The organism is Pseudonocardia xinjiangensis (genome assembly GCF_050948425.1).
Lineage (GTDB): Bacteria > Actinomycetota > Actinomycetes > Mycobacteriales > Pseudonocardiaceae > Pseudonocardia > Pseudonocardia xinjiangensis.
Genome location: NZ_CP192009.1, coordinates 1391600 through 1404345, shown reverse-complemented (window position 1 = coordinate 1404345; position 12746 = coordinate 1391600). Strand labels below are relative to the sequence as shown.

Annotated in this window: 11 protein-coding genes; 6 read left to right on the top strand and 5 right to left on the bottom strand. The window is 72.7% G+C overall.

All coding sequences use genetic code 11. The features are described 5' to 3' along the window. Position 1: 1 nt before the first annotated feature. Together ACQPZA_RS06735 and ACQPZA_RS06730 are read right to left on the bottom strand one after the other, a co-directional pair. Positions 2 to 1636 carry an ABC transporter substrate-binding protein gene (locus ACQPZA_RS06735; protein ID WP_433279331.1) on the bottom strand — a complete coding sequence of 545 codons (1635 nt, stop codon included), beginning with the start codon at positions 1634 to 1636 and terminating at the stop codon, positions 2 to 4. A gap of 312 nt (positions 1637 to 1948) precedes the next feature. After that, positions 1949 to 2314, bottom strand: coding sequence for a hypothetical protein (locus ACQPZA_RS06730; protein ID WP_433279329.1), 366 nt, complete (start codon positions 2312 to 2314; stop codon positions 1949 to 1951). An 89-nt stretch (positions 2315 to 2403) separates the two neighbouring features. Here ACQPZA_RS06730 and ACQPZA_RS06725 point away from each other — a divergent pair, with 89 nt between their 5' ends. From ACQPZA_RS06725 to ACQPZA_RS06700, 6 genes are all read left to right on the top strand, one after another. Next, a complete protein-coding gene (locus ACQPZA_RS06725; protein WP_433279327.1) occupies positions 2404 to 3123 on the top strand; it encodes a GntR family transcriptional regulator in 720 nt (239 codons plus the stop codon). 127 nt (positions 3124 to 3250) lie between these two features. Further along, positions 3251 to 4561, top strand: a complete 1311-nt coding sequence (locus ACQPZA_RS06720; RefSeq protein WP_433279325.1) for a sugar ABC transporter substrate-binding protein — start codon at positions 3251 to 3253, stop codon at positions 4559 to 4561. Next, positions 4558 to 5541, top strand: coding sequence for a carbohydrate ABC transporter permease (locus tag ACQPZA_RS06715; protein ID WP_433279324.1), 984 nt, complete (start codon positions 4558 to 4560; stop codon positions 5539 to 5541). The genes ACQPZA_RS06720 and ACQPZA_RS06715 overlap by 4 nt, the downstream gene beginning before the upstream one ends. 113 nt (positions 5542 to 5654) lie before the next feature. Next, positions 5655 to 6452: a carbohydrate ABC transporter permease gene (locus ACQPZA_RS06710; RefSeq protein WP_433282698.1), complete on the top strand. Its 798-nt coding sequence runs from the start codon at positions 5655 to 5657 to the stop codon at positions 6450 to 6452. Continuing rightward, positions 6449 to 7858 (top strand): glycoside hydrolase family 3 protein, encoded by a 1410-nt coding sequence (locus ACQPZA_RS06705; RefSeq protein WP_433279322.1) that lies wholly within the window; start codon positions 6449 to 6451, stop codon positions 7856 to 7858. Before ACQPZA_RS06710 ends, ACQPZA_RS06705 begins: the two co-directional genes overlap by 4 nt. An 89-nt stretch (positions 7859 to 7947) precedes the next feature. Then, a complete protein-coding gene (locus ACQPZA_RS06700) occupies positions 7948 to 9462 on the top strand; it encodes a S1C family serine protease (protein WP_433279320.1) in 1515 nt (504 codons plus the stop codon). A 79-nt stretch (positions 9463 to 9541) separates the two neighbouring features. Here ACQPZA_RS06700 and ACQPZA_RS06695 read toward each other — a convergent pair whose 3' ends face one another. The 3 genes from ACQPZA_RS06695 to ACQPZA_RS06685 form a co-directional block, all read right to left on the bottom strand. Further along, positions 9542 to 10699 (bottom strand): CaiB/BaiF CoA transferase family protein, encoded by a 1158-nt coding sequence (locus tag ACQPZA_RS06695; RefSeq protein WP_433279318.1) that lies wholly within the window; start codon positions 10697 to 10699, stop codon positions 9542 to 9544. Between the two features lie 24 nt (positions 10700 to 10723). Beyond that, positions 10724 to 12136 (bottom strand): MFS transporter, encoded by a 1413-nt coding sequence (locus ACQPZA_RS06690; RefSeq protein ID WP_433279316.1) that lies wholly within the window; start codon positions 12134 to 12136, stop codon positions 10724 to 10726. Positions 12137 to 12207: 71 nt separating this feature from the next. Further along, positions 12208 to 12711, bottom strand: coding sequence for a MarR family winged helix-turn-helix transcriptional regulator (locus tag ACQPZA_RS06685; RefSeq protein WP_169395052.1), 504 nt, complete (start codon positions 12709 to 12711; stop codon positions 12208 to 12210). Between the last annotated feature and the right edge of the window lie 35 nt (positions 12712 to 12746).

Below are 12746 nucleotides of genomic sequence, written 5' to 3'. Positions count from 1 at the left end.
GCTACTCCGACTTCCAGGCGTCGTGCAGGAAGATCCGCGACGACGCGTCGAACCGGACGTCGTGGGTGTTCGATGCGACGCCGAGCACCGTGGTCAGCTCCACCACCGGCACCGTGTAGGTGTTCTGCAACAGCAGTGCCTGGGCCTGGCCGACGATCGCGGTGCGCTTGGCCTGGTCGGGCTCGGCCGCCTGGTCGGCGAGGAGCTGGTCCAGGGGGCCGGGCGGCAGCCGGAAGTAGTTGTTGCCCGCGGTGGAGTACTGGGTGCGCAGGATGTCCGGGTCGGCGCGGGTGAGATTCCCCCAGGTGGCGACGAAGTCGCCGCTCTGCTGCACCGGTGTGGCGTCGGAGATCGGCCGTTCCCGCAGCTGCAGGTCGATCCCGACCTTCCTGACCTGCTGCTGGATGAGCTCCAGCGCCGGCTTGTTCGTCGCGGCGTTGGAGAAGAACGTCAGCTCGATCATGAGCGGCTGCCCGTCCTTGACCCGGATGCCGTCCGGGCCGGGCGCCCAGCCGTCCGCGTCGAGTGTGGAACCCGCCTTCGCCGCGTCGAACGTGAGCTGCGCCGACGCGTCGGCGTAGGACGGCGTGCTCGACGCGAGTACGCCGGTGGCCGGTCTGGTCTGGGAGGTGAAGACCGCGCTGACCACCTCCGGGCGGTCGATCGCCAGCGAGAGCGCACTGCGCACGCTCGGGTCCGACACGATCGGCTTCTGCAGGTTGAAGTTGACGCCGAACGGGACGCCGGGGTTGGCCCTCGCGAGCAGCTGGACGCCGACGGCGGTCAGCGGGGCCTCGTCCTGCGGGCCGATGCTGCCGATCGCGTCGACCTCGCCGGACTGCAGGCTGCCGGTCCGCACCCCCGACTCGGGGACCACGCGGAACTCGATCCGGTCGAGGTAGGCCTCGCCGGGGTGCGTCCACAGCGAGGACCCCCAGCCGTACCCCGTCCGTTTGGTGAGGACCGTCGACTGGTTCAGCGTGTAGCTCTCGATCACGAACGGGCCCGAGCCGATCACCCCAGCGCAGCGCTCGTCGTCGGTCTTCGCGACCGAGGCCGGCGAGAGGATGCCGAGGCTGAACGTGGAGGAGCCCTGCAGGAACTGCACGTTCGGCTTGCTGAAGGTCACGGTGAACGTCGTCGGGCTCGTCACGGTGGTGCCCTGGTAGCTCGCCAGGTAGCCCTTGGCCAGTGTGGCGCGCGCGCCCAGCTGCTGGACCTTGTCGAAGTTGGCCTTCACGGCGTCCGCGTCGAGCGGCGTGCCGTCGCTGAAGGTGACGCCCTGGCGCAGGGTGAACGTGTAGGCCGTGGCGTCGGGGCTGACCTGCCAGCCGGTGGCCAGCCACGGCTTGATCTCGCCGGTGGCGGGATCCTGGTCGGTGAGCGAGTCGACGATCTGGCGCAGCGAGTAGACCGAGTCGTTGCTGGTGACCTGCTGCGGGTCGACACAGCCCTGGTCGCTGCCGACCGCGAAGCGCAGGGTGCCGCCGGGCTGCGGCGGGCCGGCCGCGGCCTGGTCGGCGCCGCCTGCGCCCGCGCCACCGGAACCGCATGCGGCCAGCACGAGCGCGGTGACAGCGCCGAGCGCGGCCAGGACGATCCCGCGCCGGCGAGCGGATCGGGAGACCGCACGCATGACAGGGAGACTTCTGTCCGATGTGGACATGGGGGTGCGCCACTTCCCGCGGCCGGGGCCGCGACTGTTCAGGGGAGGGAACGGGGAGGCGTTATCCCTGACAGGAGGCGCTCGCGACGCGCAGCAGATCGACGTGCAGGCGGTGGGAGCAGCCCGTCGCCCGGTAGAACGAGCTCACGTGACCCCCCATCGATCTTCGCGATCAGGACGGTACGTAAGGGATCCTGGGCGTTCAACCCCATCGTGACGAACTGTGTCCGGCACCGCCTCCCCCGCGGCGGGCGGCGACCGGCGCCGGAACAGCAGCGGGAGTCAGGGCCGTTCGAGCACCGCGGCCACCCGGGCCGCCCAGCGCTCGTGCGCGGTCTGCCGGGTGATCCCGGCGGCGCGGGCGATCTCCTCCCACGTGGAGCCGTGGCGCCGCAGGCCGATCAGCACGGGCAGCGGGTCCATCCCGGCCCCGAGCCCGATGCGCAGCTGCAGCAGCTGCCACGCCCGCTCGCGGCGCACCGGCACGTCGGTGCCCTCCTCCGCGTGCCATTCCACGCTGCCCGGAACCGGAGGCTCGCCGAGCAGCGCGTCGGCCTGCCGGCCGGCTTCGGTCACCGCCGCGACCTGCACCGCGGCTGCGGCCGCCGCGACGTCCGCCGTCAGAGCCGTGTCCACCCAGTCGTCCACCGTGTCAGGATCTCCCTGACACGGGCTCGGCGTCAACCGGACGGGCGGCACGTTCCCCAAGGACCTGCGCACTGGTGTACCAATGGGCTATGAGCGCGCCGCCCGGCGAGACCGACAAGCAGCGACGCCTGCGCGCGCGCCTCGGCGAGCTGATCTCCGCCATGGCGCCGGGCGAACCGCTCCCCGCCGAGCGCGACCTGGCGCGCGACCTCGGCGTCGCCCGGATGACCCTGCGCCGCGCCGTCGACGGGATGGTGGCCGACTCACTGCTGGTCAGGAGGCAGGGAGCCGGCACGTTCGTCGCTCCCGCGAAGGTGGCCCACCGGCTCTCGGCCAACTCGTTCTCCGCCGACATGCGCGCCCGCGGGCTGCGCCCCGGTAGCCGCACGCTCTCGAGCAGCCGGGCGCCGGCAGGCGTCATGCTGGCCGCACTGCTGGAGGTGCCCCCGAGCACTCCGGTGCTGCACGTCCGCAGGCTGCGCCTCGCCGACGGCGAACCGATGGCCGTGGAGGACCTGCACGTCCCGGGCGACCTGGTGCCCGGACTGACGGGTGCCGAGCTCGAGAACCGGTCCTACTACGAACTGCTGGCCGAGCGGTACGGGCACCGCATCGCCTCCGGCACCCAGACCGCCGAGGCGGCGCTGGCCGGCGCGGAGGACGCCGACGCGCTCGGCGTCCCGCCGGGCTCGCCTGCCTTCTGCTTCGAACGCACCTGCCGCGTGCACGGCGGCCGGGTCGCCGAGTTCGTCCGGTCGATCTACCGCGGCGACCGCTACCGGATCATGGTCGACATCTTCCCGTCCTGATCCCGTCTCTCGATTCGGACACGCGCTCTTGACGCCGCCATGGTGACGAGCGCTACAGTTTCGGACATTTAGACCTCTGGTCTCAATGAGCGGTCTGCTCTGCCGCGCCCGTCGGAAGGGGAACCACATGTGGTCGACATCCCGAGGGGCGCGGCGCACCGCCGCCACCCTCCTCGCCGTCTCGGCGCTGGCGGTTGCCGGCTGCGGCGGCCCCGGTGCCGGTGAGGCGGGGGGCAGCGGGGACAGCGGTGGCGACCGGGCCCTGACGGTCTGGATCATGGAGGGCACCAACCCGGACGCCCGCCCCTTCTTCGACGAGCTCTCCACCGCCTTCCGCAACCAGACCGGCGCCACCCTCGACGTGCAGTTCGTGCCGTGGGCGTCGGCGCACGACAAGTTCGTCACCTCGATCGCGGGCGGCACCACACCCGACGTGGCCGAGGTGGGCACCACCTGGACCGGCGAGTTCGGCGAGGCGGGCGCACTGGCCGACCTCGCCCCGCGCGTGCAGGAGGCAGGCCTCGCGAACGGGCTGGTCACCGGCCTGACGGAAGCCGGCACCGTCGGTGACGCCCTCTACGGCATGCCCTGGTACGCCGGGGTCCGCTCGATCGTCTACCGCACGGACGTCTTCGCCGAGGCCGGCGTCACCCCGCCCACCACGTGGGAGGAGCTCGCCGCGGCGGGCGAGAAGATCAAGGCCGCGCGTCCCGACCTGATCCCGTTCCCGATCGCGGGCGACAACGAGTACGGCGTCTACCCCTTCGTCTGGGGGGCGGGCGGCGAGATCGCCGCCCAGAACGGCGGCACCTGGACGAGCGCCCTCGACTCGCCGCAGGCCCGCCAGGGCATCCAGTTCTACGCCGACCTGGCACTGAAGCACGGACTCTCCACCCCCGCCGCAGCCACGTGGAAGGAGACCGACCTGCAGGACTCGTTCAGCAAGGGCCAGTCGGCGATGATCATCTCGGGTAGCTGGACGCCGAAGGCGATCCTCGAGGCGGCGCCGGACCTGCAGGGCAAGATCGGTGCGTTCCCGATCCCCGGCCCGACCGGTGGGCTGTCGCCGTCGTTCCTCGGCGGTTCGCACCTGTCGATCTTCGAGGGCAGCCCGAACCAGGATCTCGCCTGGCAGCTGGTGCAGCTGATGAGCACCGGTGACTTCGCGGCGAAGTGGGGTTCGGAGTCGAGCTTCTTCCCCGGCACCACGGCACTGCTGCAGCAGGCCGCGCAGTCGTCCGACCCGCTCGTCGCCCCGTTCGCGAAGCAGATGGTCGACGCCGGTCGCAGCGTGCCGGTGACGCCGCTCTACGGGCAGGTCCAGGGCAAGAAGACGATCCCGGCCATGATGAGCGCGATCCTGGGCGGCACGCCAGTCGACCAGGCCACCTCCACCGCCGTCGCGGAGATGAACCAGATCTTCGCCGGCGGCGCGTGACCGACGTCGTGACGACGCTCCGGGAGCGCACCCGTCCGGGACGCGGGGCGGCCACCGCCGGCCCGCGTCCCGGACGCTCCCGCCGCGGCGGCACCAGGGCCCTCCGGCCCTGGCTGCTGCTCGCACCCGCGCTGCTCGTGATGGGCGGGCTGCTGCTGTACCCGCTGGTCCGGGTCGTGGCGATCTCGCTGCAGGACTTCGGGCTGCGCCAGCTCGTCTCGGGCCGCACCAACTGGGTGGGCCTCGACAACTACGTCGAGCTGCTCGGCAACGCCGACCTGTGGCGCACGGTGCTGCCCAACACGGTGGTGTTCGCCGTGGTCGCGGTGGCGCTGACGGTGGTGGTCGGCACGCTCGTGGCCCTGCTGCTGGTCCGCCTGCAGCCCGTCACCCGGGGCATCGTCACCACGGCGATCATGCTGGCGTGGGCGATCCCGGCGGTCACCGGCACCTACGTGTGGGTCTTCCTGTTCTCCCCAGGCGACGGTCTGGCCGTCCAGGCCCTCGACGCCCTCGGGCTCACCGACGCGGCCACTGCCAACCCGTTCGCGTCGCGCGTCTCCTTCTACGGCGTGGCCACCCTGAACGTGGTGCACCACGGCTTCCCGTTCGTGGCGCTCACCGTGCTCGCCGGGCTGCTCACCGTGCCGCAGGAGATCACGGAGGCGGCGATCGTCGACGGCGCCGGGGCGTGGCGGCGGTTCTGGTCGGTCACCTTCCCGATGCTGCGGCCGGTCTTCGCCGTGGTGACGGTGCTGTCCACGATCTGGGACTTCAAGGTGTTCACCCAGATCTACCTGATGCCGGGCGGTGACGGCGTCAACCGGGGCGTCCTCAACCTGGGCACCTGGTCCTACGTGGAGTCGTTCGCCCAGAACCGCTACGGGCTCGGCGCGGCGATCGCGGTACTGCTCACGGTGCTGCTCCTGCTGATCACGGTGGCCTACCTGCGCCTGCTGTTCAAGGAGGACGAACTATGACGCCCCCCGCGGCCCCCACCGGGTTCAGGAAAGCCACTTTCAGGCCCTCTCCGGGCAGGAAAGTGGCTTTCCTGAACCCCCGGGACCACCGCCGCAGCCTCGGCAGCCGCGCGTTGCTCGGGCTCGGGGTGGGCGTGGTGCTCGTCTTCACGCTCTTCCCGGTGTGGCTCATGGTGTCCACGGCCTTCAACGGGCGCGCGAACGCCGGGTCGCGGTCGCTGTGGCCCGAGGACTGGACGCTCGACAACTTCGCCTTCGTCATCGGGGAGGGCGGGTTCGGCCGCTACCTCACCAACTCGCTGCTCGTCGCGCTCGGCACGGTGCTCGCCGGCGCCCTGCTCGCGTTGCTGGCGGCCGTCGCCGTGGCCCGCTTCCGCTTCCGGTTCCGCACCTCGGTGCTGGTGATGATCCTGATCATCCAGATGGTGCCGGTGGAGGCGCTGGTCATCCCGCTGTTCATCCAGGCCAGAAGCCTCGGGGTGCTCGACAGCCTGGTCGGGCTCGTCGTCGTCTACCTGGCGTTCTCGCTGCCGTTCGCGATCTGGACGCTGCGCGGGTTCGTCGCCGCGGTGCCCGTCGAGCTGGAGGAGGCCGCCTACCTCGACGGCGCGTCGTGGGGGCGCATGTTCTGGTCGGTGCTGCTGCCGCTCGTGGCCCCGGGGCTGGTGGCGACGAGCGTGTTCTCCTTCATCACCGCGTGGAACGAGTTCATCTTCGCGCTGACCTTCATGGCCGACCAGGACAACTACACCGTCGCCGTCGGGCTGCGCCGCTTCTTCGGGCAGTACGGCACCGACTGGGGCGCGCTGATGGCGGGGTCGACGTTGATCACGATCCCGGTGATGGTGTTCTTCGTGATCGCCCAGAAGCGGCTGACCGACGGGCTCGTGGCCGGGGCGGTGAAGGGGTGAGCACAGACCGGCGGCTGGTCGACGCGGTACTGCTGCCCGGTTTCACCGGTACGACCGTGCCGGACTGGCTCGCCCGCGCGGTCGACGACGGGCTCGCCGGGGTGTGCGTGTTCGCGGCGAACGTGGGCACGGACTTCCCGGCACTGACACGGACGCTGCACGGACGCCGCCCGGGGTTCCTCGTGGCCGGTGACGAGGAGGGCGGCTCGGTCACCCGGCTCGAGCACCGCACCGGCTCGTCGTGGCCCGGCGCCGCGGCGCTGGGCCGGCTCGACGACCCCGCCACCACGCAGGCGGTGGCCGCCGCGATGGGTGCGCAGTGCCGCGCCGCTGGGATCGACCTCGCCCTCGCACCGGTGGCCGACGTCAACGCCGAGCCGGAGAACCCGGTGATCGGCATCCGGTCCTTCGGGGCCACGCCGGACCTCGTGGCCCGCCACACCGCGGCGTTCGTGCGGGGGTTGCAGGGCGCGGGTACGGCAGCGGCGGCGAAGCACTTCCCCGGCCACGGCTCCACCACGGTCGACTCGCACAAGGCGATGCCCGTGGTCGACGCCGACCTCGCCACCCTGCGCTCGCGTGACCTGCCCCCGTTCGCCGCCGCGGTCGAGGCCGGGGTGCGCAGCGTGCTCACCGCGCACGTGCTGTTCCCTCCGCTGGACAACCGGCCGGCGACGATGAGCCCTCCGCTGCTGCAGCTGTTGCGCCGTGACCTCGGCTTCGACGGCGTCGTGATCAGCGACGCCGTCGACATGCAGGCGATCGCCGGCACCGTCGGGCGCGGGCCGGGTGCGGTCGCGGCGGTCGCTGCGGGCGTCGACCTCGTGTGTATCGGCAACCCGGCCAACGGCTACGACGACGAGGCCGGCTACCTCGAGGTGCGCCACGCGCTGCTCGACGCGCTGGCCGACGGCACCCTGCCCCGGGCCCGGCTGGCGGATGCCGGCCGGCGGGTGGCCGAGCTGGCCGGTTGGGTGCGCCGGGCACCGAGCGCCACCGGACTCGCCGGCGACGTCCCGGAGCACCTGGGCCACGAGGTCGTCCGCCGGGTCGCGGAGGTGTCCGGGGACGTGCGGGTCGGACCGGGACCCCACGTCCTCGACCTCACCGGCCCCGCGAACGTCGCCGCCGGCCTGCGCCGGGAGCCGTTGTTGCCGGCCGCCCTGCGCCGCCGCGACCCGGAGGTGACGACGGGGCGGGCACTCCCCGATGCCGGGCGCCCGCTCGTCGTCGTGGCGACCGGCCCGACCCCGGAGCTCGACACGGTACGCACCGCGCGCCCCGACGCGGTGGTCGTGAATGTCGGATTTCCGGGCCGATGGACGCCGCCGGCGCCGTCGGTCACGGTCTGGGGGGACGGGCGCGCCCAGGCCGAGGTGGCCGCCGAGCTGCTGAAAGGCAGGTGAGAGCACCGGGCATCTGCAGGCAGGAAAGAGGTGCGGTTTCCCAGGCACTCCTCAGGCAGTTCCCAGGTTCCGAGCGGATCGTCTGTCCCATGAGCGACGAGCAGAGGGAGCAGGGCCGGGACGCGAGCGCCTCGACCGATGGCCCCCGCACCGACCAGCACCCCGTTCCGTCGTACGCCCCTGGGCACGAGCACACGGTCCCGAACTCGATGGGACCGGGCGCCATGGGACCGGAGGCGCCCGGCGCCAACCCCTACTCCACGGCCGCGTACCCGTCCCACGCCGGCTACCCGCCCTACGGAGCACCGGCCGCCGCGCCGGCGCCCGGGAAGCAGCGCAGGCCGCGCACCATGGCCGGCATCGTGGCGGCCGCACTGGTCGCCGGCGTGGTCGGCGGCGGCGCCGCCTTCGGCGGGGCCTACGCGCTGCTCGGCGACCAGCCGGTGCAGACGATGCTCACCTCCGCCCCCGCCAGCCCGGCATCCACGACCGCGACGCCGGGCACGGTGGCGGCGGCCGCCCAGAAGGCCATGCCGAGCACCGTCGACATCCGGGTCAACCTGGCGCAGGGCACCGCGGAGGGCAGCGGCGTGATCCTCACCGCCGACGGCGACGTCCTCACCAACAACCACGTGGTGGCGGGCTCCACCGGCCAGATCGTCGTGACCCTCGCCGACGGCAGCCAGCACCCCGCGACCGTGGTCGGCACCTCGCCGAGCTACGACCTCGCGGTGATCAAGCTCCAGGGCGTGTCCGGGCTCACGCCGGCGACGCTGGGCCAGAGCTCGAGCCTGCAGGTGGGCCAGCAGGTGGTCGCGATCGGATCCCCGCAGGGCCTGACCGGCACCGTCACCACCGGCATCGTCAGCGCCTTCGACCGCACCGTCCAGGTGCAGGGCGAGGACGGCTCCAGCGTGGTCTACAACGGCCTGCAGACCGACGCACCGATCAACCCGGGCAACTCGGGCGGCCCGCTCGTCAACCTCGACGGCCAGGTCATCGGCATCAACTCCGCGATCGCGACGGGCGGCGGGCAGAGCGACGGCAGCGTCGGGCTCGGCTTCTCGATCCCGATCGACCAGGCCAAGCGGGTGGCGCAGGAGCTCATCAACAGCGGCACCGCCACCAAGCCGGTGCTCGGTGTGCAGGGCAACGCCTCGTCCTCCGGAGGCACGGGCGGCGGCGCTCCGATCGCCGCTGTGCAGCCCGGTTCGCCCGCCGCGCAGGCCGGGCTCGCCGCGGGTGACGTCGTCACCAAGGTCGGTACCGCTCCGGTGCAGAACTTCGCCGACCTCATCGCCCGGATCGGCGCCAACGCCCCGGGCCAGCAGGTGGCACTGACGGTGCAGGGGGCCGACGGGGGCGCCACCCGCACGGTCAACGTGACGCTGGGCAGCCAGCCCGACAAGGCGGCCACCACCGCAGGCGGGGGCCAGAGCCAGGGTGGCAACAACCCGTTCGGCGGCCAGAACCCGTTCGGGGGCGGCAACGGCTTCGGCGGGGGCGGCAACGGCGGCGGCAACGGGAACGGTGGCGGCGGCGACAACGGCAACGGCGGCGGCGACAACGGCGGCGGCAGCGACAGCAGCCCGTTCGGCAACTGATCCATCTCGGGGGGACGCCACGGCGCTCCCGTCCACTCCGGTGGACGGGAGCGCCGTTGTCATGGGGGGTGCCGGCAGCTCAGCGTTCGTCGTCGAGCCAGGCGCGGATCTCCGCACCGTCGGCTCCCAGCGCGGGCGGCGGCCTCCGGTAGGACGGCGGTGTGGCGGAGTACGTCACCGGGTTGCGGACACTCGCCACCCCGCCGGGCGTCACCACCGGGTCCAGCCCGAGCCGTTCGGCGAGCGCCAGCCCCTCGTCGATCGTGTTGATCGGGCCGCACGGAACCCCCGCGGGCGCGAGGATGTCGAACCACTCCTGCGCCGACTTCGTCGCGAGCCGGGCCAGGAGCAGCGTCCGCAGCTCGTCGCGGTGGGCGTTGCGGTCGCCCATCGACCCGAAGCGCGGGTCGGCGAGCAGTTCGGGGGCGCCGATCGCGGTGGCGAGGCGGCGGAACTGGCCGTCGTTGGCCGCGATGACGATCAGCTCGCCGTCGCCGGTGGGGAGCGGCTCGTAGGGGAACAGGCTCAGGTGCGCGTTGCCGAGGCGCCCGGGGACGACACCGCCGGTCAGTACCGCTGACGTCTGGTTGACCAGGCCCGACAGCGCCGCGGAGAGCAGGTTCGTCTCCACTTTCTGGCCCTCGCCCGTGCGCTCGCGGTGCTGCAGCGCCGCCAGGATCGCGACGGCGGCGTGCAGGCCGGTGATCACGTCGAACACGGCGACCCCGGCCCGGTACGGCGGCCCGTCGGCCGCACCCGTGACGCTCATCAGGCCCGACGTCGCCTGCACCAGCAGGTCGTAGCCGGGCAGCGCGGCGCCGGCCGCCGTGCCGAAACCGGAGATCGAGCAGTAGACGATGCGCGGGTTCCCCGCCGCGACGGTGGCGTGGTCGAGGCCGAACCGCGCCAGGCCGCCCGGCTTGAAGTTCTCGATCATCACGTCGGCGCGTGCGGCGAGGCGCTGAGCGACCTCGAGGTCGCCGGGATCGGCGAGGTCGAGCACGATGGAGCGCTTGCCCCGGTTGATCGCCAGGTAGTAGGTGGCCGTGCCGTCCTCGGACCGGGGCGGCACCCAGGTGCGCGTGTCGTCGCCGGTGCCGGGGCCTTCCACCTTGATCACCATGGCGCCGAGGTCGGCGAGCAGCATCGTGGCGTAGGGGCCGGCCAGGATCCGGGAGAAGTCGGCGACGACCACCCCGGCCAGGGGTCCCGTGGCCGGCTGGTCGTCATCGAGCACGGTCCGACCCTATGCCAGCCCGGATCAGGCGCGGGGGCGCAGCACGGTCAGGGTGAGCAGCGCCGCCACCCCCACCGCGGCGGCGGCGGTGCCGAAGGCCAGGTGATAGCCGCCGGCGACCGCCTCCCGCAGGGGCACGCCCGCCGCCGTGGCGGCATCGGTCCGGGCGGTCGCGATGGCGGCCAGCACCGCGATCCCCAGCGCGCCGCCCACCTGCTGGCTGGTGTTCGCGAGCCCGGACGCCAGCCCGGCGTCGGCCGGCGTGGCGTCGGACATCATCACCGTGGTCACCGCCGGTAGCGCGAGCCCGGCTCCGAGGCCGAGCACCAGCATCGACGGCAGCACGTCCATCACGTAGCTGCCGGTCGACGGACGGGTCAGGAGCAGCAGGCCCGCCACGAGGAGCACCTCGCCGACCAGGAGCACGGGCCGCGGCCCGAACCGGGCGATCAGCCGCCCCGACACGCTCAGCGAGACGACGGCGATCGTCACCGCGATGGGCAGGAGCGCGAGCCCGGTCTGCGCGGGCGCGTAGCCCAGCGCCCGCTGCAGGTGCAGCGCCGCGGTGAACTGGAACCCCAGCATCCCGGCCACCATGAGCAACTGCACGAGGTTGCCGCCCGACACCGCCCGCGAGCCGAAGATGCCCAGCCGCACGAGCGGCTCCGCGGCGTACCGCTGGCGCACCACGAACCCGGCGAGCAGCGCCACCGCGAGCGCACCGAGGCCGAGCTGGCTCCCGGTCCCCGAGCTGTCGACGATCGTGAACACCGCGAGCATCAGACCTGCCGTGACGAGTCCGCCGCCGAGCACGTCGGCTCCCCGCAGGCCACCCCGCAGCGGCGTGTCACGCTCGATCACCCGCAGGGAGAGCAGCACCGCCGCCACGCCGATCGGGACGTTGACGAGGAAGATCCAGCGCCAGCCGACGGTCTCGGTGAGCACCCCGCCGAGCAGCAGCCCGAGCGACGCGCCGGCCGCGCCGACGAACGCGTAGACGCCCATCGCCCGCGCCCGCTCCTTCGGCTCGGGGAAGAGCCCGACGATCATGCCGAGGACCACGGCCGACGCCATCGCCGCGGCCACCCCCTGCAGGAACCGGGCCACCACCAGCATCCCGGCGCCGGTGGCGAGCCCGCAGAGCAGCGAGGCCACGACGAAGAGCGCGAGGCCCGCCACCAGCATGCGTCGCCTGCCCAGGAGGTCGCCGAGCCTCCCGGCGAGCAGGAGCAGGCCGCCGAGCGGGACGAGGTAGGCGTTGACGGTCCACGCGAGTCCGGCAGCGGTGAAGCCGAGGTCGGTCTGCAACGCCGGCAGCGCCACGCTGATGATCGTGCCGTCGAGAATGATCATGAGCATGCCCGCACAGAGCACGGTGAGCGCGGCCCATCGGGACGGGGCGGGGCGGGTGGCCGGACGGGTGCCGGTCGACGTCATGGCGGGACCTCCTGTTGGCGGACAGGAGGGACCGTAACAGATAGTTTTCTTCTAGACGATCTGGTTCGAGATCAGGCCGTCCGGGACGACTTCTGGGACCGCCGGCGCGGGGCGTTCAGGACGGGCTCCACCTCCGACAGCGGGCCGCCCGCTCCGACCAGCGCGACCAGCGCGTCGAGCAGCGCCGCGCGCTGGGCGTCGGGCAGGACCCCGAGCACCTCGTCGTAGACGCCGTCGATGACCGTGCGTGCCTTGTCGACCACCTGCCTGCCCTCGTCGGTGGTCTGCACGATCCGTGCCCTGCGGTCCGTGGGGGACGGCGTGCGCCGGGCCAGCCCGACGTTCTCCAGGTGATCGAGGGTGACGACCATGGTGGTCTTGTCCAGCAGCGCCAGCTCCGCCAGCTCGCCCTGGGTCAGCTCACCCGGCGTCGCCTTGGTCAGCACGCAGTAGCTCCGCGGGGTGATGTCGAGGTCGGCGAGCGCGGCGCCCATCCGTGCCGCGAGCGCCTGGCTCGCCTTGTCGAACAGGTAGCTCAGATCACCGCGGATCTCGTCGTTGCTGCGCTGGGCCATGACAGCCATCGTAGAAGACGTTCTGCTCCGGGACC

Excerpts from the sequence above, each read along its gene's own strand:
- ACQPZA_RS06735 (WP_433279331.1), bottom strand. The coding sequence starts at position 1,636 with ATGCGTGCGGTCTCCCGATCCGCTCGCCGGCGCGGGATCGTCCTGGCC.
- ACQPZA_RS06725 (WP_433279327.1), top strand. The coding sequence starts at position 2,404 with ATGAGCGCGCCGCCCGGCGAGACCGACAAGCAGCGACGCCTGCGCGCG.
- ACQPZA_RS06690 (WP_433279316.1), bottom strand. The coding sequence starts at position 12,136 with ATGACGTCGACCGGCACCCGTCCGGCCACCCGCCCCGCCCCGTCCCGA.
- ACQPZA_RS06720 (WP_433279325.1), top strand. The coding sequence starts at position 3,251 with ATGTGGTCGACATCCCGAGGGGCGCGGCGCACCGCCGCCACCCTCCTC.
- ACQPZA_RS06700 (WP_433279320.1), top strand. The coding sequence starts at position 7,948 with ATGAGCGACGAGCAGAGGGAGCAGGGCCGGGACGCGAGCGCCTCGACC.
- ACQPZA_RS06685 (WP_169395052.1), bottom strand. The coding sequence starts at position 12,711 with ATGGCCCAGCGCAGCAACGACGAGATCCGCGGTGATCTGAGCTACCTG.